This window comes from Methylobacterium durans, from assembly GCF_003173715.1.
Lineage (GTDB): Bacteria > Pseudomonadota > Alphaproteobacteria > Rhizobiales > Beijerinckiaceae > Methylobacterium > Methylobacterium durans.
In genome coordinates this window covers 6,331,978-6,352,966 of the sequence record NZ_CP029550.1, presented here as the reverse complement: position 1 = coordinate 6,352,966, position 20,989 = coordinate 6,331,978, and the positions used below count along the sequence as shown (strand labels likewise).

The window sequence follows — 20,989 nt, the reverse complement described above, 5'->3', positions numbered from 1 at the left end:
CCCGCTCAGGCGGCTTGCTTCGGCTCCGCGATCAGTTCGTCGGCCGGACCGAAGAACTCGAACCGCACCCGCTCGGCCGGGACGCCGCTCCGCAGGAGCCCGCCCACGAGCGCGCTCAGGAAGGGCTTCGGCCCGCACAGGTAGTAGGTCGCGCGCTCGTGCGGCGTCGCCGTCACGAGCCACTCCGCCGTGATCAGGCCGGGGCGTCGTAATGCTCGCCCGGCCGGTCCAGCGCCTCCGGCTCGGCGTAGAAGGTGCGCAGGCGCAGGTTCTCGTTGCTCGCCGCGAGGGCCCGGGCATGGTCGCGCATGGCGTGCACGCGGCCGTTCAGGGCCCCGTGGACGAACCAGGTCGGCCGGTCGGGGCTCGCCTCGGCGATGGTCTCCAGCATGCTCATCATCGGCGTCAGCCCGACGCCGCCGCTGACGAGGACCACCGGGTCGCCGGTCTGCCGGTCGAGGAAGAAATCGCCCGCCGGCGGCGCCGCCTTCAGGCGGGTACCGGGGCCCGCGCAGTCGTGCAGCCAGTTCGAGACGAGGCCGGCCGGCTGCTCCGCACTGCCCTCGCGCTTGACGGTGATGCGGTAGGCCCGGTCGTTCGGCGCGCAGGAGATCGAGTAGTTCCGCTTGAGGACGCCGTGCCCCGGCAGGTCCAGGAGGAAGCCGAGATACTGGCCCGGCTCGTGGCGCAGGACCGGGCGGCCGTCGGCCGGGACCAGGACGAAGGAGCGGATCGTCTCGCTCTCCGGCGTGACGCTCTCCACCACGAAGTCGCGCCAGCCGTTCCAGCCGCCGGGCTTGGCGGCGAGATCCCGGTAGATCGCGGCCTCGCGCCCGATCAGCAGCTCGGCCAGGAACCAGTACGCCTCGCCCCAGGCGGCGCAGATCTCGGGCGTCGCCGCCGCGCCGAGCACGTCCTGGATCGCGCCGAGGAGGGCCTCGGCCACGTGAGGATAGTGCTCCGGCAGGATGTTGAGCGCGACGTGCTTCTGCGCGATCCGCTCGACGGCACCGCCCAGCACCCCGAGATTGTCGATATTGCGGGCGTAGGCCAGCACGGCCTGGGCGAGCGCCTTCGGCTGCGAGCCGGTCTCGCCGTGATGCGACTGGTTGAAGAGGTCGCGGATCTCGGCGTTCTCGAACAGGCGCTCGTACATGCGCCGGGTGATCGCGAGGCCGTGCGCCTCGAGGGCCGGGACGGTGGCTTTGACGAGGGCGATCGCATCGGCGGAGAGGGGGGTCGGCATGGGCGTCTCTCAAAGGTGCATCTTTCATGCACCTTTTAGGTCGGCCTTTGAAAAGGTGCAACCAGAAAGTACCTTAAAGGCCCACGGAGTTTTCATGCGCCTGACCCGCTACACCGACTACGCCCTGCGGACGCTGATCTATGTCGGCCTGCAGGAACCCCGGCAGAGTTCGATCGCCGAGATCGCGCGCGCCTACGGCATCTCGGAGAACCACCTGACGAAGGTGGTGCATCAGCTCGGGCGCCTGGGGCTGATCCGGACGATCCGGGGCCGCGGCGGTGGCCTGCGCCTCGCGAAGCCGCCGGCCGAGATCGTCGTCGGCGCCGTGGTGCGCCAGACCGAGGACGACTTGGCGCTGGTGGAGTGCTTCGCGAGCGGCGCCTGCGCGATCACGGCGCCGTGCCGGCTTCGTCGGGCGCTGGGCGAGGCGCTGGCCGCCTTCCTCGCGGTCCTCGACCGCTACACGCTGGCGGACCTCCTCGGAGGCGCCGAGGGCATCGAGATCGCGGGGCTGCTCGGGCTTCCGGTTCCGTCGCCCGGGGCGGCGGGACAGGTGGCCTCAGCCTAGCCCGACCCGGTGCGGACGGGGCGTCAGTGCAACCGCTCGGCGTAGATCGAGAGCGGATTCGGCGCGTAGGGGCCCGGCGCCTCCTCGGCGGACGCGGGAGAGGGGCCTTGCGCCCGCTCCACGTCCTCCATCGCGTGATCGATGATGGTCCAAGGGTCCTCGCCCTCGGCGACGATCGTCCGCAGTGCCGCGACGAGCTGCTCGTGAGCGTCCGACATGGTGGTCACCCTCCTTGGTGAGAGACGACTAGAGCGCGATGCGGCGCCGGAGGCTGTGCGCTGGTTCACATGGCGGGGCCGCGGATGCGGGTCGCGGCAGCCCGGCCGGATGCGACGGACCTCCCTCGGCGTCGCGCTCTCACAGGACGCTCAGCCTATTCGGCGCAGGATAAACCAGGGCTGAATGAAACTCGACCAATCAAACGGTGTAGCCGCGCCGGGTAATACTGAATCAATATTCAGGTTTGGCCGCTCGTCCGTAAGGATGAAGGCTCCGGACGGGCCCGCGCGCCGCATCGGCCCGCGGCCGGAATCGCGCCGCGAGGCCGCGTATCGACCGCGCGTGCGAGGGCTCTGCAACCGCCACGCCCCGCCTGTCGTTTCTCAGCGCGGCTCAGACCGGTCGGGCCCGACGGAGCAGGAGACACCGTGACACGCTTGCTGATCCTCTTCGCGATCCTGCCGGCCGCAATCCTGAATGCGTCGGCCCGGGAGAGATCACCCGAGCGCGCGGCCCTGCAGCGCTATTGCAGCGGTGATCTCATCACCTACTGCGACGGCCTGTCCCCGGACGGGCCGGAGGTGCGCGCCTGCTTCAAGACGCACATGGCCGAGCTCTCGCCCGGATGCCGCAAGGCGATCAAGCGCTTCCGCAAGGACGGGACCTGATCGGAGCGGCGGCGTCCCCGGCCCGCGATCTTCCTAGGAATCGACGCCCGCGCGGAGGCTGGAAAGCGCCCAGCGCCAGGAATATACGGCGCGGCCCAAGACAACGGGCGGATCTGCCGGGGTGAGGAGGTTTAGCAAGTCCGGTTGCAACGGGGCTTTAACGAATTGTTAACCCTGCGGACCAAGGCTGTGCTTGTCGTGAACGTCCCTTTTCGAGCCGTTCCTCCTCCTTCCTGGCGGTTTCCTCCATGCGCCTGCCTCTGCGCCTCATCGTCGGACCGATGGTTCTGGCACTCATGGCCACGACGGCGAGCCATGCCGAGCCGAGTACGGCTCAGCGCGAGGCCTGCACGCCAGACGTCTGGCGGCTGTGCAGCGGCGAGATCCCCAACGTGACCCGCATCACCGCCTGCCTGCGGCGCGAGAAGGCGCGTCTGAGCCCCGATTGCCGCGCCGTGTTCAACACCTCGGGCCGGCCGCGCTCCGCCGGACTCTGAGCAGCCCCGAATTCTCCGCCTGAACCCTCCGTTCGCGCCTCAGGGCGCGGCCCGGGCGACGCTCGCGGGCGGCCGCTTCGGAGGAAGCGGCTTGCGCTGGGCCGGCTTCGGCGGGGGGGCGTAGGCGGGCTCCGGGTCGATCTCGGCCGCCATCTCCTGCAGGGCCGGCAGGTCGAGGGACGCGGGCGGGCGGGCGGCCGCCTCGACGGGAGACGGGGGCGGGGCCGCCGCGTCCGGCACGGCGGCGGGGATTTCGGCGCGGCGGTCGGAGGGCGGTTGGGGCGCCGCGACGGGTTCGGCGCGCACGGCCTTGGCCGGCGCGGATACGGGCGTCGCCGGGCCGCGGGCGAAGACGAGGGGCAGGCTGAAGGCCGCCAGCAACGCGACCCCGACGAGACCGCCGAGGAGGGCGCCCGCGGCCGCGCTCGGGCCGCGCCGCCGGCGCACGCTGCGCAGGGGGCCCGGCACGAAGCGGCCCCGGCGCAGCGCGCCGAGGGCCGCGCCGCGCTGTCGACGGATCGGGCGAGGTCCACGCCTCCCACTGCGCGCGCCATGCGGCGTCTCCCGGATGCCGGGCGAGATGCCCGGACCGGAACGGAGCCCGGTAACCTGCGGCGAAATTATGGCACGCCGCGACGGACCGGTGCGGGCGCACAAGTCATGGCTGTGCAACCGTTTTCGATCGCGCCGGCAGTTGCAGCTTCGGTCCGGGCGAGCGGGGGCGGCGCCCTCCGGCCGCTTCCCCCGGCAACCCGTCCGGCCTGATCATCCGGCCTCGGCCGCCGCCTCGTCGATCAGCCAGGCTACCTGCCCCGCGCTCGTCACGCGCGAGGCCGGCAGGGCCTCGCCCGCCGCGAGCCGGCGCAGCGGGTCGCGCTTGCCCGCCCCCGTCACCAGGAAGAGCACCCAGCGGGAGGCGGCGAGCGCCGGGTAGGTGAGGGTGATGCGCGGCACGAAGGGCGCCATCCCGGGCTCCGGCACGGGGGCGGCCCAGGCGCTCGCCTCGCCGAGCGCCGGCTTGCCGGGAAAGAGGGAGGCGGTGTGGCCGTCCTCGCCGAGGCCGAGCAGGACGAGATCGAAGAGCGGGCGGGCGGGGTCGAGGCTCTCCGCCCCGTAGAAGTCCCGGAGCGTCTCCGCGTAGGCACGCGCGCCCGCCTCGGCCCCGAGGTCGGAGGGGATGAAGTGCAGATGGGTCGCCGGGATCGGCACGCCGTGGCCGAAGGCCTCGCGGGCCATGCGCACGTTGCTCAAGGGATCGTCCCAGGGCACCACCCGGTCGTCGCCGAAGAACCAGTGGACGCGCGCCCACGGCACCCGGTCGACGTAATCGGGCCCGGCGAGCAGGGCGTAGAGGCGCTTCGGCGTCGAGCCGCCGGAGAGGCAGATCGCGATCCGGTCGCCCGGTGCGTCGGCGCACACGGCCACGAGACGATCCGCCGCTGCCCGCGCGACCGCCTCCGCATCGGCCAGGATGTGGGCACCGGGGGGCAGGGGGATCGTCATGGCGGGACTCCTGTCGGGATCGATCCGGCGCCGGCCGGCCTATGTCGGCTCCACGTGCCCGCCGAAGCCCTTGCGCATGGCCGAGAGCAGCTTGTCGGCGAAGCTCGCGTGCTCGCGGGAGCGGAAGCGGGCGTAGAGGGCGGCCGACAGGACGTTGGCCGGCACCGATTCCTCGATCGCGGCGTTCAGCGTCCAGCGCCCCTCCCCGGAATCCGCGACGAAGCCCGAGAAGGCGTCGAGTTGCTCGTCGCCGGCGAGCGCCTGGGCGGTCAGGTCGAGGAGCCAGGACGAGACCACGCTGCCGCGGCGCCAGACCTCGGCGATGTCGCCGATGTCGAGATCGAAGCGCTGCCCCTCGGGCAGATCCTTGGAGCCGGCGTGCTTCAGGATGTCGAAGCCCTCGGCGTAGGCCTGCATCAGGCCGTACTCGATGCCGTTGTGGACCATCTTCACGAAATGGCCGGCCCCGCTCGGCCCCGCGTGGATGTAGCCCTGCTCGGCGCGGGGGTCGCGGCCCTCGCGGCCGGGGGTGCGGGGCACGTCGCCGAGGCCCGGCGCCAGGGTCGCGAAGATCGGGTCGAGCCGTCCGACCGCGGAGGCGTCGCCGCCGATCATCATGCAATAGCCGCGCTCCAGCCCCCAGACGCCGCCCGAGGTGCCGACGTCCACGTAGTGGATGCCCTTGTCGCGCAGGGCGGCGGCCCGGCGCAGATCGTCCTTGAAGAAGGAATTGCCGCCGTCGATGATCACGTCGTCGGCCTGCATCAGGGTGCCGAGGCTCCGCACCGTCGCTTCCGTGATCTCGCCCGCCGGCAGCATCACCCAGGCAGCGCGGGGCAGATCGAGCTTGGCGACGAGATCCTCCAGGCTGTCGGCTCCGGTCGCGCCCGCCTCGACGAGGGCGGCCACCGCCTTCGGGTTCTGATCGAACACCACGGCCGTGTGGCCGGCGCCCAGCAGCCGCCGCACGATGTTGCCGCCCATCCGGCCGAGGCCGATCATCCCGAGTTGCATGGCCGCTCTCCGGTTGCCGCCCTCGTGACAGGGCCGTGGGGTTTCCCGTCCGCCCGCCGGCTCGCGCCCGCGCGAGATCCGATCTCGATCGCCTCTCCCGAACGGGAGAGGCGTGCCGTCACCGCTCAGGCCAGCGTCGCCTCGATCGCCGCGGCGATGCGCTTCAATCCCGCGGCCACGTCGCCGCCCTTGATGTGGACCCGGAGCGCCCGGCGCCCGCGCTCGGCGAGCACCGCGAAGTCGCCGCGGGCCTGCGCCGCAACCACCGTGCCGAAGCCGAGCTTGCGTCCGGGAATCGCGAGACCCTGCGCCGGATCGGCCGTGATCTGGACGAAGACGCCGGTATCGGGCCCGCCCTTGTAGGCCTGCCCCGTCGAGTGCAGGAAGCGCGGCCCGAATTCCAGGCAGGTCGCCACGCGGCGCGCGTCGCGCAGGCGCACCCGGGGCGCCTGCAGGATGCCGAAGGTGTCGGCGTTGCGCGGCACGTAGGCGAGCAGCGCGAGATAATCGCCGTCCCGCACGCGCGCGAGCTGGGCGCGGATACCCGCCTCCAGGCCCTCGCGCGCCTCGGGGAGCGCTTCCGCATTCGCCGGGTCCGCGTAGAGGGCGATCGTGTCGTCCTCGAAGAGCGGTGTCTCGGGCGGCAGCGCCCCGCTCTCCTCGGCCGCCGCGAACAGCTTCTTCGTCTCGATCTTGCTCGCCTCGACGTCCGGCTGGTCGAACGGGTTGATGCCGATCACCGCGCCCGCCACCGCGGTCGCCATCTCGAAGCGGAAGAATTCCTGCGGCAGCTGCTCGACCGTGTCGAGGGTGATGCGGGCGACCGGGTGCCCCTCGCGCTCTAGGTTGCGCACCGCCTCGTCCTGCTGCGCGTCGGCGAAGCCGTCGAGGCGCAGGTACACGAAGAAGCGGTCGCGCCCGTAGACGGCCGGCACGTCGACCGGCTCGCCGTCGATCGGGATCAGGCCGAGGCCCTGCTTGCCGGTCGATTCCGCGATGAGCTGCTCGGCCCAGGCGCCGAAGGTGACAATCGCCGGCGAGGCGATCAGCGTGACCTTGTCGCGCCCCTCCGTCACGGCCGCCTGGCCGAGCGCCGTGCCGAGCAGCACGCCCGGGTTCTGCGCGGGCGGCACCGCCGGCCCGCAGGAGCGGACCATGACGCGGGCGATCCCGAGGAACTCGGCGACGTCGATGCCGATGGCGGCGGCCGGCACGAGGCCGAAGGCCGAGAGCACGGAGTAGCGCCCGCCGATCTGCGGCACGCCGTAGAAGATCTTCTCGAAGCGGTCGTCTTTCGCCGCCTTCTCCATCGCGGAGCCGGGATCGGTGACCGCCACGAAGTGGGAGCCGGCCTGCTCGCCGACGACCTCCTTCATGCGGGCGAGGAAGTAGTCGCGGAAGACGTTGGGCTCCAGCGTCGAGCCCGACTTGCTCGCCACGATGAAGAGCGTCGAGGGCAAGTTCACGGCGGCCTCGACCGCGCGGACCTCGTCCGGATTCGTCGAATCGAGGATGCGAAGGCGCGGGAAGCCCTCGCGGTGGCCGTAGGTCTCGGCGAGCACTTCGGGCCCGAGGCTCGACCCGCCCATGCCGAGAACCACGGCGTCCGTGAAGCCGCGTCCCTTCACCCAGGTGGCGAAGGCGGCGTAGTCGCCGGCCTTCGCGAGCTCGTCCTCGACGATGCGCAGCCAGCCGAGCCAGCGATCCTCGTCGGCGTTCGACCAGACGGTCCGGTCATGCGCCCAGAGCCGGCGGATCGCCCCGCTGGCGCGCCACGATTCGACGGCCTTGGCGGCCTCCGCCTTCAGCCCGTCGGCGAGGCCGAGGGTCTGGCCGTCGAGGCGGGCGCCGAGCAGGGTCGCCCGCTTCTCGGCGACCGCGCCGAGGAGCTTGTCGGCCGCGTCGATGAAGAGCTGCACGCCCTCCTCGACGAGCTGCCGGCCCACCGCCTCGATGTCGATCCCGGCGCGCGCCAGACGCTCCATCACGGCGCGGGCGCCCGCGACGTCCTCCTCGATCGTGGCCCGCACCGTCCCGTGATCGCGGAAGGCGTCCATCGTGGCCGGCGGCATGGTGTTGACGGTGTTCGGGCCGATCAGTTCCTCGACGTAGAGCACGTCGGAATAGGCCTTGTTCTTGGTGCCCGTAGAGGCCCAGAGCAGGCGCTGCGCCTTGGCGCCCTTCTCGGCGAGCCTCTGCCACTCGGGCGCGGCGAAGATCGACTTGTAGCTCTGGTAGGCGAGCTTGGCGTTGGCGATTGCGACCTTGCCCTTCAGCGCTTCCAGCGCTGCCTTCTCGTCCGGGTCGTTGGCGGCCGCGATCTTCTCGTCGAGCGCCTTGTCGACGGCCGAGTCGATGCGGCTGATGAAGAAGCTCGCCACGCTCGCCACCCGCGAGATGTCGCCACCGTTGCGGTCGAGCTCGGTCAGGCCCTCGATGAAGGCGCGGGCCACTGCCTCGTAGACGCTTTGCGAGAACAGGAGCGTGATGTTGATGCTGATGCCCTCGGCGGTGAGCTGGCGGATCGCCGGCAATCCCTCCGGCGTCGCCGGCACCTTCACCATCAGGTTGTCGCGGGAGACCGCCTTGTGCAGGCGCCGCGCCTCGGCGAGCGTCGCCTCGGTGTCGAGGGCGAGGTAGGGGGAAACCTCGAGGCTGACGTAGCCGTCGGCCCCGTCGCTCGCCTCGTAGACCGGGCGCAGCACGTCGGCCGCGTTCCGGATGTCCTCGATGGCGAGCCCCTCGTAGAGGTCGATGACGCGCTGGTCGCCGGCCTCCTGGACGGTCTTGAGGGAGCCGTCATACTCGTTCGAGGCGCCGATCGCCTTCTCGAAGATCGCCGGGTTCGATGTGACGCCGCGCAGGCCGTCCTCCTCGACCAGCGCCTTCAGCTTGCCTTCGGCGATGAAGCCGCGGGCCACGAAATCGAGCCAGACGGCCTGATCCTGTTCGGTGTGAAGGGCCTTGAGCGCGTTCATGCCGATCGATCCTTGCAGTCTGAACCGAAACCCGCCTCCCCCTCACGCGGGGAGGCACGGGTGATGGGGGTTTGGCGCCGCAGGGAGCGCGGCGATACCGTCTTCGCCACCCCCGCGCGGATGATGGCCGCGCGGGAGCAGCCGTCCGTCAGCGCCTGTGCCGCCGCGCCTGATCGCGGGCGGCCTCCAGGACCTTGTCCGGCGTGAAGCCGAACTTCTTCAGGAGGTCCTTGAGCGGGGCCGAGGAGCCGAAAGTGTGCATGCCGATGATGGCGCCGGACGAGCCCGCGTAGCGGTCCCAGCCGATCACCGAGCCCTGCTCGACGGCGACGCGCGCGAGCACGTCGGGGGGCAGGACGCTCTCGCGGTAGGCTTGATCCTGCCGCTCGAACAGGTCCCAGGAGGGCATCGAGACGACGCGCGCCTTCACCCCTTCCGCCTTCAGGGTCTCGTAGGCGGAGACGCAGAGCTGCACCTCGGAGCCCGAGCCGATCAGGATCACGTCCGGGCTGCCCTCGCTGTCGGCCAGCACGTAGGCGCCCTTGGCCACGCCCGCGGCGCTTGCGTACTGCGCCCGGTCGAGGGTCGGCAGCGGCTGGCGGGAGAGGGCGAGCACCGCCGGCTGGTTCTTCAGCGAGAAGATCAGCCGGTAGGCCTCGGCGACCTCGTTGGCGTCGGCCGGGCGGAGGGTGACGAGGCCGGGGATGGCGCGAAGCGAGAGGAGCTGCTCCACCGGCTGGTGGGTCGGGCCGTCCTCGCCCACGCCGATCGAATCGTGCGTGAAGACGTGGAAGATCGGCAGCTCCATCAGCGACGCGAGGCGGATCGGCGGCCGCATGTAATCGGCGAAGACGAGGAAGGTGGCGCCGTAGGCGCGCAGGCCCACGAGGCCGAGGCCGTTCACGATCGAGCCCATCGCGTGCTCGCGCACGCCGAAATGGATGTTGCGCCCGCCCGGCTCGAAGGGCGCCAGCGTGCCGGCCCCCTCGAATTCGAGCTTGGTCTTGTTCGAGGGCGCGAGATCGGCCGAGCCGCCGAGCATGAAAGGCACGTGCGGCGCGATGGCGTTCAGCACCTTGCCCGACGATTCGCGGGTGGCGAGCCCCTTGGCATCGGCGGGGAAGACCGGGATGTCGCGGTCCCAGCCCTCGGGCAGGCGCCCTTCGAGGAAGGCCGTGACGTCCTCGGCATGCTCCGCGTCGGCCTCCTTGGCGGCCTTCAGGAAGCCCTCCCACTGGCTGAACAGCGCGGCGCCGCGGGCGCCGATCCCATCGCGAAAATTCTGGACGACGCCGTCGGGCACGAGGAACTGGGCGTCCTCCGGCCAGCCGTAGGCGCGTTTGGCGCCCTTGACCTCGTCCTCGCCGAGGGCGTCGGAATGCGCCTTGGCGGTGTTCTGCTTCTTCGGCGCGCCGTAGCCGATGATCGAGTTGACGATGATGATCGTCGGCCGGTCGGAGGATTGCAGGAAGGTCTCGAGCGCGCTCGCGATCGCGTGCACGTCGTTGGCGTCGGCCACCCGCAGCACCTGCCAGCCATAGGCGAGGAAGCGGGTCGCCACCTCCTCCCCGAAGGCGAGCTCGGTGTGGCCCTCGATGGTGATGGTGTTGTTGTCGTAGATCCAGCACAGGTTCGACAGGCGCAGGTGCCCGGCGATCGAGGCGGCCTCGCCCGAGACGCCTTCCATCAGGTCGCCGTCCGAGCAGATCGCGTAGACGTTGTAATCGAAGAGCGGCAGCTCCGGCTTGTTGAGGCGCTCGCCGAGGAAGCGCCCGCCCATCGCCATGCCGACCGAGTTCGCGACGCCCTGGCCGAGGGGGCCGGTCGTCGTCTCGACGCCGGTGGTGAAGTGGTACTCGGGGTGGCCCGGCGTGCGGCTGTCGAGCTGGCGGAACTGCTTGATGTCGTCGAGGGAGACGGCAGGCTCGTTGCCGCCATCCTCGCGCGCCACGCCCGCAAGGTGCAGGAGAGCGTAGAGCAGCATCGAGGCGTGGCCGGCCGAGAGCACGAACCGGTCGCGGTTCGGCCAATGCGGACGTGCCGGGTCGTAGCGCAGGTAGCGGTTCCACAGGGTGTAGGCGACGGGCGCGAGCGCCATCGGGGCGCCGGCATGGCCGGAATTCGCCTTCTGCACCGCATCGATCGCCAGCGTCCGGATCGTGTCGATGCTGAGCTTCTCGACCTCGCTCAGGGCGGCCTTGGGGCCCGCGTCTGCTCCGCTCATGTCTGGTCTTCCTGAAACTGAAACTGCGTCGTCGGTTCGTCAGGCGCCGGCCGGCGCCGCTGCGGCAGGGACCGGCGCGCCGCCCGCGTGCCCGCGCTCCGCCGCCGCCTCCCGGTCCCGCGCCTCGCCCCGTTCCCTGGCCGGCCCCAGGGCGCGGCTGTAGTTCAGGATGGTGTTCACCAGGGCGACGTGACTGAAAGCCTGCGGGAAGTTCCCCACGAGGCGCTTCTCCTCCGGATCGTACTCTTCCGCAACCAGCCCGAGGTCATTGCAGACCCCGATCAGACGCTCGATCAGCGCCCGCGCCTCGTCGCACCGTCCGAGGCCGATCAGGTTGTCCGCGTACCAGAAGCTGCAGGGCAGGAAGGCGCCCTCGCCGCCGGGCAGCCCGTCCGTCCGCTGGTTCTCGGTGTCGTAGCGCAGCACGAAGCCGTCCCGCATCAGGTGCTTGCCGATCGCCTCGACGGTGCCGACGACCCGCGGGTCGTCCTGCGGCAGGAAGCCCATATGGGCGATGAGGAGCAGGCTCGCATCGAGCCTCTTCGAGCCGTAATACTGCACGAAGCTGTTGAGTTCCGGGTCGAAGCCCTTGTCGCAGACCTCGGCGTGGATGCGGGCGCGCAGGGCCCGCCACCGCTCGAGGGGGCGGCGCGGCCGACGCGCGGACGCTCCTCGTGGGCGCGGACCGCCCGATCGACGGCGACCCAGGCCATCACCTTCGAGTGCACGAAGTGCTTGCGCCCCCCGCGCACCTCCCAGATGCCCTCGTCGGGCTCGTTCCAGACCTTCTCCAGGTGATCCATCAGGGCGAGGCCGACGCGCCAGCCGTCGCGATCGTCCGACATGCCGCGGCGCGCGGCTTGGTAGAGGGCGTCGAACACCTCGCCGTAGACGTCGAGCTGGAACTGATCGACCGCGGCGTTGCCGACCCGCACCGGCTTCGAGCCCTCGTAGCCGGGCAGCCAGTCGAGCTCGATCTCGGGCAGCAGGCGCTCGCCCGCGATGCCGTAGAGGATGTGGGCCTGCTCCGGGTTGCCGGCGACCGCCCGCAGCAGCCAGTCTCGCCAGGCGCGGGCCTCCTCGATGAAGCCGCCGTCCATCAGGGCGAGCAGGGTGAAGGTCGAGTCGCGCAGCCAGCAGAACCGGTAATCCCAGTTGCGCACGCCGCCGAGCTGCTCGGGGAGCGAGGTCGTGGGCGCCGCCACGATCCCGCCGGTCGGCAGGTAGATCAGCGCCTTCAGCGTTAGGAGCGAGCGCTTGAGGATGTCGTCCCAGGGCGTGCCGCAGGCGCAGTGGCGCGACCAGTCCCGCCAGAAGCTGTCGGTGGCCGCCAGCACCTTGCGGGGCTCGACCGGCGGCGGGTCCTCCTCGTGGGAGGCGCCGTAGCTCAGGGTGAAGGCCACGCTCTCGCCGGCCTTGACCGTGAATTCCGAGACGGTGGTCTGGCCGACCCCGTGCAGGGGGGCCTTGGTGCGCAGCACGAGCTTGTGCGGCCCGGAGATCGCGCGAAGGTCGCCCCACTCGTTGTGCGAGACCCAGGGCACGGCCGAGCCGTAATCGAAGCGGATCGCCAGATCCATGCGCATGGCGACCCGGCCGTGCACGCCCTCGACGAGGCGGATCAGGTGCGCGCCGTCGTCGGCCGGCATGTAGTCGATGACGAGAACCTCGCCGTCGCGGGTCCTGTGGCGGGTCTCGAGGATGAGGGTGCCGTCGCGGTAGCGGCGGCTGGTCTCGACGTGCTTGGCGGCCGGTGCCAGGCGCCAGGAGCCGTGGTCCCGCGTGCCGAGGAGGGCCGCGAAGCAGGCCGAGGCGTCGAAGCGCGGGAAGCACAGCCAGTCGACGCTGCCGTCGCGGCTGATCAGGGCGGCGGTCCGGCAATCGCCGACGAGCGCGTAATCCTCGATCCTGGCTGCCATTCCGGCTCCCCTGCTCGGCCCGGCGCGGCGGCGCCTCCCCCGGCGGCCGGCCGCGCTGCGATCGGGTGCAGGTAGGTCCGGCCGGCCTCACGGTCCAGCCTGCTCACGGGATTGCGCGCCGCCGCACCGGCGCTCCGCCTGAAGATCCGATGATCGCGCGGCCGCTGCCGCCGACGAGGCGGGAGCCGATCTCCCGGCGCTCAGCGTAGCCGGTCGACCAGCACGCTCACCGAGCCGCCGAGCGCGGAGGCGCCGGTGCGCACGTAGCCGGCGGCGCGGTCGACCGCCCGGTCGACGACGCGCATTGCCGGCGCGAAGGGCAGGGCGAGGCGCGGCAGGAACGCGTCCTCCTGCGTCTCCGGCTCGACCGCCGGCGTCTCGGCGGCCCGCGAGGCGGGCGGAGCCTCGCTGCGCCGCGGGCCGGCCTCGCCGCAGGCGGAGCAGGGCGCGCGCCGGGGCGCGGCCGCCACGCGGCCGGGGCGGGTCGCCGCGGCGAGCCTCGGCTCGGCCGGCACCAGGCAATAGACCTGCGCGAAGGCGAGCGCCGCGGGCGGGCGCACGGTCTCGGCGGCCTCGGCCGGCGGGTGGAAGGCGAAATCGTCGATGACGGGCACGAAGGCGGGCTCGACGGCCGAGGCCGCCGCTGAGATCTGCGCGGAGGAGACCTGCGCGCGCTCGGGGGTCGGCGCCGTCTGCGACGGTTCGCGGCAGACGAGGGAGAGCGCCGCGATGGCGAGGGCGGTCACGAGCGTCGGCAGGAAGGGGAGGGCCGCGCCCGGCGCCGGCTCGGAGATCGGGCCGGCACCCATCGAGGGGATCGGGTCACGCTGCGTCATGCGACTCACGCCGAACCTCGCCGTTCATCCGTACCGCGCCGAGGATGCCGCCCACTTTGCGGCGGAACCGGGGCCGTTTGCTTTCCGGCGCGTAAACGATCGGGCTCGGGAGATCGGGGCACGCGGCTTGCGTCCGGAACCCGCGCCGCGCGACCGCCGCGGCCGGACCGCCGCGCCCGCCACCGCATGACGAAGCCCCAAACCGGGCCCCGATGACCGAATCCAGCCTCACCGTCGCCGTGATCGACCCGAGCCGGGCCCGTGCCGCCATCCTCGAGGAGGGCCTGCGCGCGGCCGGGGTCGGGCGCGTCGTCGTCATTCCCGATGCCGCAGACCTGCTGGACCGGGTCGCGAGCCTGCAACCCGACGTGGTGGTCATCCACCTGGAAAGCCCGAGCCGGGACATATTGGAGCAGATGTCCGGCGTCTCCCGGCAGGTCGAGCGCCCGGTGGCGATGTTCGTCGACCGCTCGGACGCCACCATGATGCAGGCCGCCGTCGATGCGGGCATCTCGGCCTACGTCGTCGACGGGCTGCGGCCCGAGCGGATCAAGCCGATCCTCGACATCGCGATCCTGCGCTTCAACGCCTTCGCGCGCCTGCAGCGGGAACTCACCGAGGCGCGGGGCGAACTCGCGGACCGCAAGCTGATCGAGCGCGCCAAGGGCATCCTCATGAGCCTCAAGGGCCTGTCCGAGGACGAGGCTTACAAGCAGCTGCGCCGCAAGGCCATGAACGAGAAGCGCAAGATCGCCGACATCGCCCGCGCCATCGTCACAACCGCGGATCTGCTCGGATGAGGCTGCATCTCGGCTACATCCCGCTCCTCGACGCGGCGCCCCTGATCGCGGCGGCCGAGTTCGGCTTCGCGGCGGAGGAGGGGCTCGACCTCGACCTCTCGGCCGAGCCCTCCTGGGCGACGCTGCGCGACCGGCTGGCGCTCGGCTACCTCGACGGGGCCCACATGCTGGCGCCGCTGGCGCTGGCGAGCGCGCTCGGCCTCAGCGGCCCGCCGGCCGACCTCGTCGTGCCGCTCGGCCTCAACCTCAACGGCAACGCCATCACGCTCTCGGCGGATCTCTGGCGGGCGATGGCGCCCGGCGACGACGCGCCCGCCACCGTGGCGCGGGCCTTCGCCGGCCTCGCCGAGGCGCGCAAGCGCGCCGGACGCCCGCTGACCCTGGGCACCGTGCACCCCTTCTCCTGCCACACCTATCAGCTCCGCCACTTCCTGGCGCTGGGCGGCCTCGACCTGTCGAGCGTCCGCCTCGTCGCCGTGCCGCCCCAGCACAGCGTGGAGGCCCTGGCGCGCGGGATCGTCGACGGATTCTGCGCGGGCGCGCCCTGGAACGGGGTGGCGGTGGCTGCCGGGATCGGCCGCATCGCGGCGCTCGCTTGCGAGATCGTGCCCGACGCGCCCGAGAAGGTGCTCGCCCTCTCGGCCCGCCTCGGCGAGGGCGCCCTGCCGCTGGTGCGGGCGGTGGCGCGGGCGGGGTTGTGGTGCGCGGAGCCGGGCAACCGGGCCGAGCTCGCCCACCGACTGGCGGCCCGCTCCGCCCTCGGCCAGGATGCGGGGCTGATCGCCCGCTGCCTCGAGGGCGAGATCGTCCTCGACGCCGCCGGCCGGCGCCGCCGCGCGCCCGGCTACATCCGCCTCGGCCGCCCCGCCCTGGAGCCCGGCGAAGCCCAGCTTCGCTGGCTCGTCTCCGAGATGGAGCAGGGCGGCCAGATCCCGGTGGGCGCGGGTGCCGCCGGCGCCTTCGAGGCGGCCCGGCGCATCTACCGGCCGGACCTCCTCGCCGCCGCCGGCCTCGACGCCTGAGGGCGCTCACGCAACGGTGATCCGCGACCGGCGCGCGAACCGCGACGGTGCCCCAGCGTACGCGGAACGGCCGAGCCCGGATTCCCGTTGATCTGCGCCATGCCCAGCTGCAACCGCTCCGTCAGCCCCTCCCACGCGCTCCGCCCCAGGCGCAGCCGGGTCGAGCTGTCACGCTACGTGCGGGTCCGGGCGGCGCCGCCGCGGGCGGCCAACGACAACCGCACCGGCGCGCCGCAGCTCTGGCGCTGGGCCATCGCGCTCGGCGCGGCCCCGACGCTGGCGGTCGCCCTCGCCCTCTCCCTCCTGATCTGAGCTCGGTCCGGCCCCCGCGGCGGATCTGATTTCGGGCCGAGCCTGGGCTGAGCCCGCGCCGATCCGTGCGCGTCGCCGGTTGCCTGCTTCCTGCGCACCGTGAAGCCCGTTCTTTGTGCAGCGCACGCGGACGATGCGGTGCGGGATGCCCGACCGAGCCGCGAAATGCCGCCCGGTGGCGTATCGAGGGCTCTCGGCATTCGCATGCGCTTGGCACGGAACCTGCTCCGCATCCCGGGTCCGTCAACGGCGACGGGCAGCACCGTCAGCGAGGCCGCTGATCCGGTCGTCTCGCGGGTGCCACCCGCGGGGCACGATCGGCAGCGGCTTTCTCATTCGCGCCCGACGGCCCGCCACCCATCACCCGAGGACGAGACCCGACACGCGATGGCGATTTCCCGGACGGACCCTGAGGCGGGGGCGCGCGAGCGCCTCGTCGTCGTCGGCAACGGCATGGCCTCCCTGCGCTTCCTCGAGCGTCTGACGGAGCGCGCACCGGGCCGCTACGACGTCACCGTGGTCGGGGCCGAGCCCGTCGCCGCGTACAACCGGGTCCTGCTCTCCTCGCTGCTCGGCGGCGAGGTCGACGAGGCGGCCTGCGCCTTTCGCGGCCTCGATTGGTACGAGGCCCACGGCATCCGCCTCCTCACCGGCGCCCCCGTCACGGCGATCGACCGGGAGAGCGGCCTCGCGATCGTCGGCGAGACCCACGTCCTGCCCTTCGACAAGCTGGTGCTCGCGGTCGGCTCCACGCCGATCCGGCTGCCGAAGCCCGGCATGGAGCTGCCCGGCGTCATCACCTTCCGCGATCTCGCCGACGTCGCCGCGATCCGCAAGGCGGCGGTGGAGCACGCCCGCGCCATCGTCATCGGCGGCGGGCTGCTCGGGCTCGAGGCGGCGGTCGGGCTTGCGCGCCGGGGCATCGACACCACGCTGCTCCACGTCATGGACCGGCTGATGGAGCGCCAGCTCGACCACGCGGCGGCCGGTCTCGTGCGGCGGGCGATGGAGGCCCGCGGCGTCAAGGTGCGGCTCAAGGCCGACACCGCCGCGATCGAGGGCCGGGGCAGGGTCGAGCGCCTGCGCCTCTCCGACGGCACCGTGCTGCCGGCCGACCTCGTGGTGATGTCGGTGGGCGTGCGCCCCTCGGTGGCCCTCGCGCGGGAGGCGGGCCTTGCCACGAGCCGCGGCATCACCGTCGACGACCGGATGGCGACCTCCGACCCCCGGATCTTCGCGCTCGGCGAATGCGCCGAGCACCGGGGCCAGATCTACGGGCTCGTGGAGCCCGCCTACGAGCAGGCCGAGGCCCTGAGCCGGCACCTCGCGGGCGAAGCAGCGAGCTACCTCGGGACGGCCCTGTCGACGAGCCTCAAGGTCTCGGGCCTCCCCGTCTTCTCGGCGGGCGTCGTCGACACGCCGGAGGGCGCCGAGGCGATCGTGCTGAGCGACCCGGGCGCGGGCCTCTACCGCAAACTCCTCGTGGAGGACGGACGGCTGATCGGCGCGGTCTTCGTCGGCGACGTCGCCGAGCAGGGTTGGTGCAAGGCCCTGATCCGCTCCGGCGAGCCGGTCGGCGCCCATCTCGACGATCTCATGTTCGGGCGCCCGGCGGCGCCCCAGACCCTCGCAGCGTGACGGAGACCGTTCGTGGCTGAAGACTTCAACACCGAGCAGAAGCGCTATCTCGAGGGCTTCGCCTCAGGGATAGCCGCCGCCCGGATGACCGGCGGCCTCAGCCTCGGGCAGGCGCCCGCGGGCGGGGTCAGCGAGCCGACGGGCCCCGACGCGATCCACATCAAGGCGCAGGAGAAGACCGTCAAGGCGGGCGGCAAGCTCTGCGACCAGGAGAAGTGGAAGCGCGCCGAGAACCCGTTCGAGGGCCACAACCGGCTGATCGAAGAGGCCGCGACCGGCAAGGCGCCGAAGCCCGAGGACAATTTCCGCTGGCGCTACCACGGGCTGTTCTGGGTCGCGCCCGCTCAGAACTCCTACATGTGCCGGCTGCGCATCCCGAACGGCATCCTGCACCATTGGCAGTTCTCCGGCATCGCCGACCTCGCCGACGCGCATGGCGGCGGCTATGCCCACGTGACGACGCGGGCCAACCTGCAGGTCCGCGAGATCACGCCCGAGCACGGCCAGCCCTTCCTCGACGGGCTGATCGACCTCGGCCTGACCGCGCGGGGGGCAGGCGCGGACAACATCCGCAACGTCACGGGCTCGCCGGTCGCCGGCATCGACGCGCAGGAACTCCTCGACACGCGCCCCCTCGCCAGGTCCTGGCACAACTGGATCCTGAACGACCGCTCGCTGTTCGGCCTGCCGCGCAAGTTCAACGTCGCCTTCGACGGCGGCGGCGTCCTGCCGGTGCTGGAGGAGACCAACGACATCGGCTTCCAGGCGATCACGGTGAGGGAGGGCGCGGCCGTGGCGCCGGGTGTGTGGATGCGCCTCGTGCTCGGCGGCATCTCCGGCCACAGGGACCTCGCCCGCGACACCGGCGTCGTCCTGAGGCCGGAGGATTGCAACCGGGTCGCCGACGCGATCCTGCGCGTCTTCATCGAGAACGGCGACCGCACGAACCGCAACAAGAGCCGGATGAAGTACGTCCTCGATGCCTGGGGCTTCGAGAAGTACCTCGCCGTCGTCGAGGAGAAGCTCGGGCGCAAGCTCGACCGGGTCGATCCCGCCCACGTGAAGCCGCGGGGCGGCTTCGACCGCTACGCCCATATCGGCGTGCACGGGCAGGCTCAGGCCGGCCTCAACTGGGTCGGCGTGGTGCTGCCCGTCGGCAAGATGACGACCGACGAGATGCGGGCGCTGGCCGAGATCGCGCGGGAATGCGGCGACGGGCAGATCCGCCTGACCGTCTGGCAGAACTTCCTGTTCTCCGGCGTGCCGGACGCCAGGGTCGCCGAGGTCGAGGCCCGGGTCGCGGCGCTTGGCTTCACCACCCGGGCGTCGAGCATCCGCGCGGGCCTCGTGGCCTGCACGGGCAACCGCGGCTGCAAGTTCGCCGCGTCCGACACGAAGGGCCACGCCCTCGTCATCGCCGACTACATCGAGGCGCGCGTGACGGAGCTCGACGTGCCGGTGAACCTGCACCTCACCGGCTGCCACCATTCCTGCGCCCAGCACTACATCGGCGATATCGGGCTCATCGGCGCCAAGGTCGTCGTCTCGGACGAGGGCGACACGGTCGAGGGCTACGACATCGTGGTCGGCGGCGGCTTCGGCGACAGCCCGAAGATCGGCACCGAGATCTGGAAGGCCGTGAAGGCCGACGATTGCCCCGGCCGGGTCGAGGCGCTGCTGCGCGCCTACCTCGCGGGCCGCGAGGGTCCGTCCGAGAGCTTCCAGGCTTTCACCGCCCGCACGGGCCCCGATTCCCTGCGTTCGCTGGCCGAAGACCAGCCCGTCCTGAAGGCCGCAGCATGAGCGAGCACGTGACGCCCCCCTCGTCCTGATCCCCGAGAACGCCCCATTCTCGGCGGACCAGCGCTCCTGGCTGTCCGGCTACTTCGCGGCGCTCCTCGGCCCGGCGGTCGAGGGCGCGACCGCGCTGGCGCCCGGCGAGGTGCCGGGCGGCGGGCCGGCGCTCGCCGACAACGGCGACGCGCCCTGGCACGACCCGTCGCTCGGCATCGGCGACCGGATGGAGATGGCGAAGGACCGCTCGGAGCCGCAGAAGCTGATGGCGGCGATGGCCCAGCAGGATTGCGGCCAGTGCGGCTACAATTGCGCGGACTACGCCAACGCGATCTTCCTGAAGAGCGAGGCGCGGCTGAACCTCTGCCAGCCCGGCGGCAAGGATACGCTGCGGATGCTGAAGAAGCTGGAGGAGGAGTTCGGCGCGGGCGGGGACGCGGCCAAGGCGCCCGCTGCGGACGGCGAGGCCGCCCCGCGAGCGGAGGCCGCGCTCGGGCCGCTCGGCTTCTGCCGCGAGAACCCGGTCGAGGCGACCTTCGTCTCCCGCACGCGGCTGAACGCACCCGGCGGCGAGAAGGAGACCTGGCACATCGAGATCGACCTGACGGACACGCCGATCGACTACGTGGTGGGCGATTCCCTCGGCCTGTTCCCGGCCAACGCCCCGGCGCTGGTCGACGCGGTGATCGCCGAGCTCGGCGCCCGTCCCGAGCGGATCATCGGGGGAAAGACCCTGCGGCAGGCGCTGCTCACCGATTACGCGCTCGGGGCGGCGCCCGACGGGCTCTACCAGCTCCTCTCGCTCCTGACCTCGGGGCCGGCGCGCAGGAAGGCGCAGGCGCTCGCCGCCGGCGAGGATCCGGACGGGGACGCGGCCTTCCTCGATGTGCTCGGCGCGCTCCACAAGTTCCCCGGCGCGCGGCCCGACGCGGAGGTGTTCCTCGAATCCCTCGACGAGTTGCAGCCGCGGCTCTACTCGATCTCCTCCTCGCCCAAGGCCGATCCGGGCCGGGTCTCGCTGACCGTCGACGCGGTGCGCTACAACCACCGCTCGCGGCTGCGCCTCGGCGTCGCCTCGACCCATCTCGGCGAGCGCCTGGCCGAGACCACCAAGGTCAAGGTCTACCTGCAGAAGGCGCACGGGTTCGCGCTGCCGGACGACCTCTCGAAGGACGTGATCATGTGCGGGCCGGGCACCGGCATCGCCCCGTTCCGGGCCTTCCTGCGCGAGCGCGCCGCGACGCGGGCGCCGGGGCGCAACTGGCTGTTCTACGGCCACCAGCGCCAAGCCTCGGACTTCTTCTACAAGGACGAGTTGAACGGGCTGAAGGACGACAAGGTGCTGACCCGCCTGTCGCTGGCGTGGTCGCGCGACGGCGCGGAGAAGACCTACGTGCAGGACCGCATGCGCGAGAACGGCGCCGAGTTGTGGAAGTGGCTCGAGGGCGGCGCCCATTTCTACGTCTGCGGCGACGCCAAGCGCATGGCCAAGGACGTGGAGCGCGCGATCATCGACGTCGCGGCCGAGCACGGGGGCAAGGCCCCCGACGAGGCGGTCGCCTACCTCGCGGCGCTGAAGAAGGCCGGCCGCTACCAGGCCGACGTCTACTGACGGGTCCATGCCCTCTCCCGTTCGGGAGAGGGTTGGGGTGAGGGGTGCGAGGCTTCCGGACAGGTCGCCCCCCTCACCCGGTGCGCCGACGCGCACGCGACCTCTCCCGGACGGGAGAGGTGGGGCGCCTCGGCCCGAC

General features: G+C 72.1%; 15 protein-coding genes and 3 pseudogenes. 9 read left to right on the top strand and 9 right to left on the bottom strand.

Going from position 1 to position 20,989, the window contains the following annotated elements:
• Positions 1-5 precede the first annotated feature (5 nt).
• Positions 6-1,246 (bottom strand): annotated as a pseudogene (hmpA, locus tag DK389_RS29795) (NO-inducible flavohemoprotein).
• A 94-nt stretch (positions 1,247-1,340) separates the two neighbouring features.
• On the opposite strand from hmpA, the gene DK389_RS29790 reads away from it, so the two are divergent.
• Entirely contained in the window at positions 1,341-1,814 is a 474-nt protein-coding gene (locus DK389_RS29790; RefSeq protein WP_109895214.1) for an Rrf2 family transcriptional regulator, read from the top strand.
• 23 nt (positions 1,815-1,837) lie between these two features.
• On the opposite strand, the gene DK389_RS29785 is transcribed toward DK389_RS29790, so the two are convergent.
• Entirely contained in the window at positions 1,838-2,032 is a 195-nt protein-coding gene (locus DK389_RS29785) for a hypothetical protein (protein WP_109895212.1), read from the bottom strand.
• Positions 2,033-2,461: 429 nt separating this feature from the next.
• Between DK389_RS29785 and DK389_RS29780 the strand changes: the two genes are divergently transcribed.
• Positions 2,462-2,701 (top strand): hypothetical protein, encoded by a 240-nt coding sequence (locus DK389_RS29780; protein WP_162560958.1) that lies wholly within the window; start codon positions 2,462-2,464, stop codon positions 2,699-2,701.
• Between the two features lie 248 nt (positions 2,702-2,949).
• Entirely contained in the window at positions 2,950-3,198 is a 249-nt protein-coding gene (locus DK389_RS29775; RefSeq protein WP_109895208.1) for a hypothetical protein, read from the top strand.
• Positions 3,199-3,237: 39 nt separating this feature from the next.
• Here the strand turns inward: DK389_RS29775 and DK389_RS29770 are convergent, their stop codons facing one another.
• From DK389_RS29770 to DK389_RS29740, 7 genes and pseudogenes are all read right to left on the bottom strand, one after another.
• The gene (locus DK389_RS29770; RefSeq protein WP_109895206.1) at positions 3,238-3,666 is read right to left on the bottom strand and encodes a hypothetical protein; all 429 of its coding nucleotides are present in this window, start codon (positions 3,664-3,666) and stop codon (positions 3,238-3,240) included.
• A 297-nt stretch (positions 3,667-3,963) separates the two neighbouring features.
• Positions 3,964-4,701 carry a 6-phosphogluconolactonase gene (pgl, locus tag DK389_RS29765; protein ID WP_194075135.1) on the bottom strand — a complete coding sequence of 246 codons (738 nt, stop codon included), beginning with the start codon at positions 4,699-4,701 and terminating at the stop codon, positions 3,964-3,966.
• Positions 4,702-4,740: 39 nt separating this feature from the next.
• Complete coding sequence (gnd, locus tag DK389_RS29760; RefSeq protein WP_109895204.1) at positions 4,741-5,715, bottom strand: phosphogluconate dehydrogenase (NAD(+)-dependent, decarboxylating); 975 nt, start codon at positions 5,713-5,715, stop codon at positions 4,741-4,743.
• 125 nt (positions 5,716-5,840) lie between these two features.
• Positions 5,841-8,693 carry a bifunctional transaldolase/phosoglucose isomerase gene (locus tag DK389_RS29755; RefSeq protein WP_109895202.1) on the bottom strand — a complete coding sequence of 951 codons (2,853 nt, stop codon included), beginning with the start codon at positions 8,691-8,693 and terminating at the stop codon, positions 5,841-5,843.
• 148 nt (positions 8,694-8,841) lie between these two features.
• Positions 8,842-10,917 carry a transketolase gene (gene tkt / locus DK389_RS29750; RefSeq protein ID WP_109895200.1) on the bottom strand — a complete coding sequence of 692 codons (2,076 nt, stop codon included), beginning with the start codon at positions 10,915-10,917 and terminating at the stop codon, positions 8,842-8,844.
• A 39-nt stretch (positions 10,918-10,956) separates the two neighbouring features.
• A pseudogene (locus tag DK389_RS29745) lies at positions 10,957-12,836 on the bottom strand (glycoside hydrolase family 15 protein).
• A 200-nt stretch (positions 12,837-13,036) separates the two neighbouring features.
• Complete coding sequence (locus DK389_RS29740; protein ID WP_109895198.1) at positions 13,037-13,672, bottom strand: hypothetical protein; 636 nt, start codon at positions 13,670-13,672, stop codon at positions 13,037-13,039.
• Positions 13,673-13,884: 212 nt separating this feature from the next.
• Here DK389_RS29740 and DK389_RS29735 point away from each other — a divergent pair, with 212 nt between their 5' ends.
• From DK389_RS29735 to DK389_RS29710, 6 genes and pseudogenes are all read left to right on the top strand, one after another.
• Positions 13,885-14,472 (top strand): ANTAR domain-containing response regulator, encoded by a 588-nt coding sequence (locus tag DK389_RS29735; RefSeq protein ID WP_109895196.1) that lies wholly within the window; start codon positions 13,885-13,887, stop codon positions 14,470-14,472.
• A complete protein-coding gene (locus DK389_RS29730) occupies positions 14,469-15,494 on the top strand; it encodes a CmpA/NrtA family ABC transporter substrate-binding protein (RefSeq protein ID WP_109895194.1) in 1,026 nt (341 codons plus the stop codon). The genes DK389_RS29735 and DK389_RS29730 overlap by 4 nt, the downstream gene beginning before the upstream one ends.
• Before the next feature lie 99 nt (positions 15,495-15,593).
• Positions 15,594-15,806: a hypothetical protein gene (locus DK389_RS29725; protein WP_236960433.1), complete on the top strand. Its 213-nt coding sequence runs from the start codon at positions 15,594-15,596 to the stop codon at positions 15,804-15,806.
• A gap of 387 nt (positions 15,807-16,193) precedes the next feature.
• Positions 16,194-17,444 (top strand): NAD(P)/FAD-dependent oxidoreductase, encoded by a 1,251-nt coding sequence (locus DK389_RS29720; protein ID WP_109895192.1) that lies wholly within the window; start codon positions 16,194-16,196, stop codon positions 17,442-17,444.
• A gap of 12 nt (positions 17,445-17,456) precedes the next feature.
• Positions 17,457-19,247, top strand: coding sequence for a NirA family protein (locus DK389_RS29715; RefSeq protein WP_109895190.1), 1,791 nt, complete (start codon positions 17,457-17,459; stop codon positions 19,245-19,247).
• Positions 19,244-20,850, top strand: a pseudogene (locus DK389_RS29710) (sulfite reductase subunit alpha). Before DK389_RS29715 ends, DK389_RS29710 begins: the two are co-directional and overlap by 4 nt.
• Positions 20,851-20,989 lie beyond the last annotated feature (139 nt).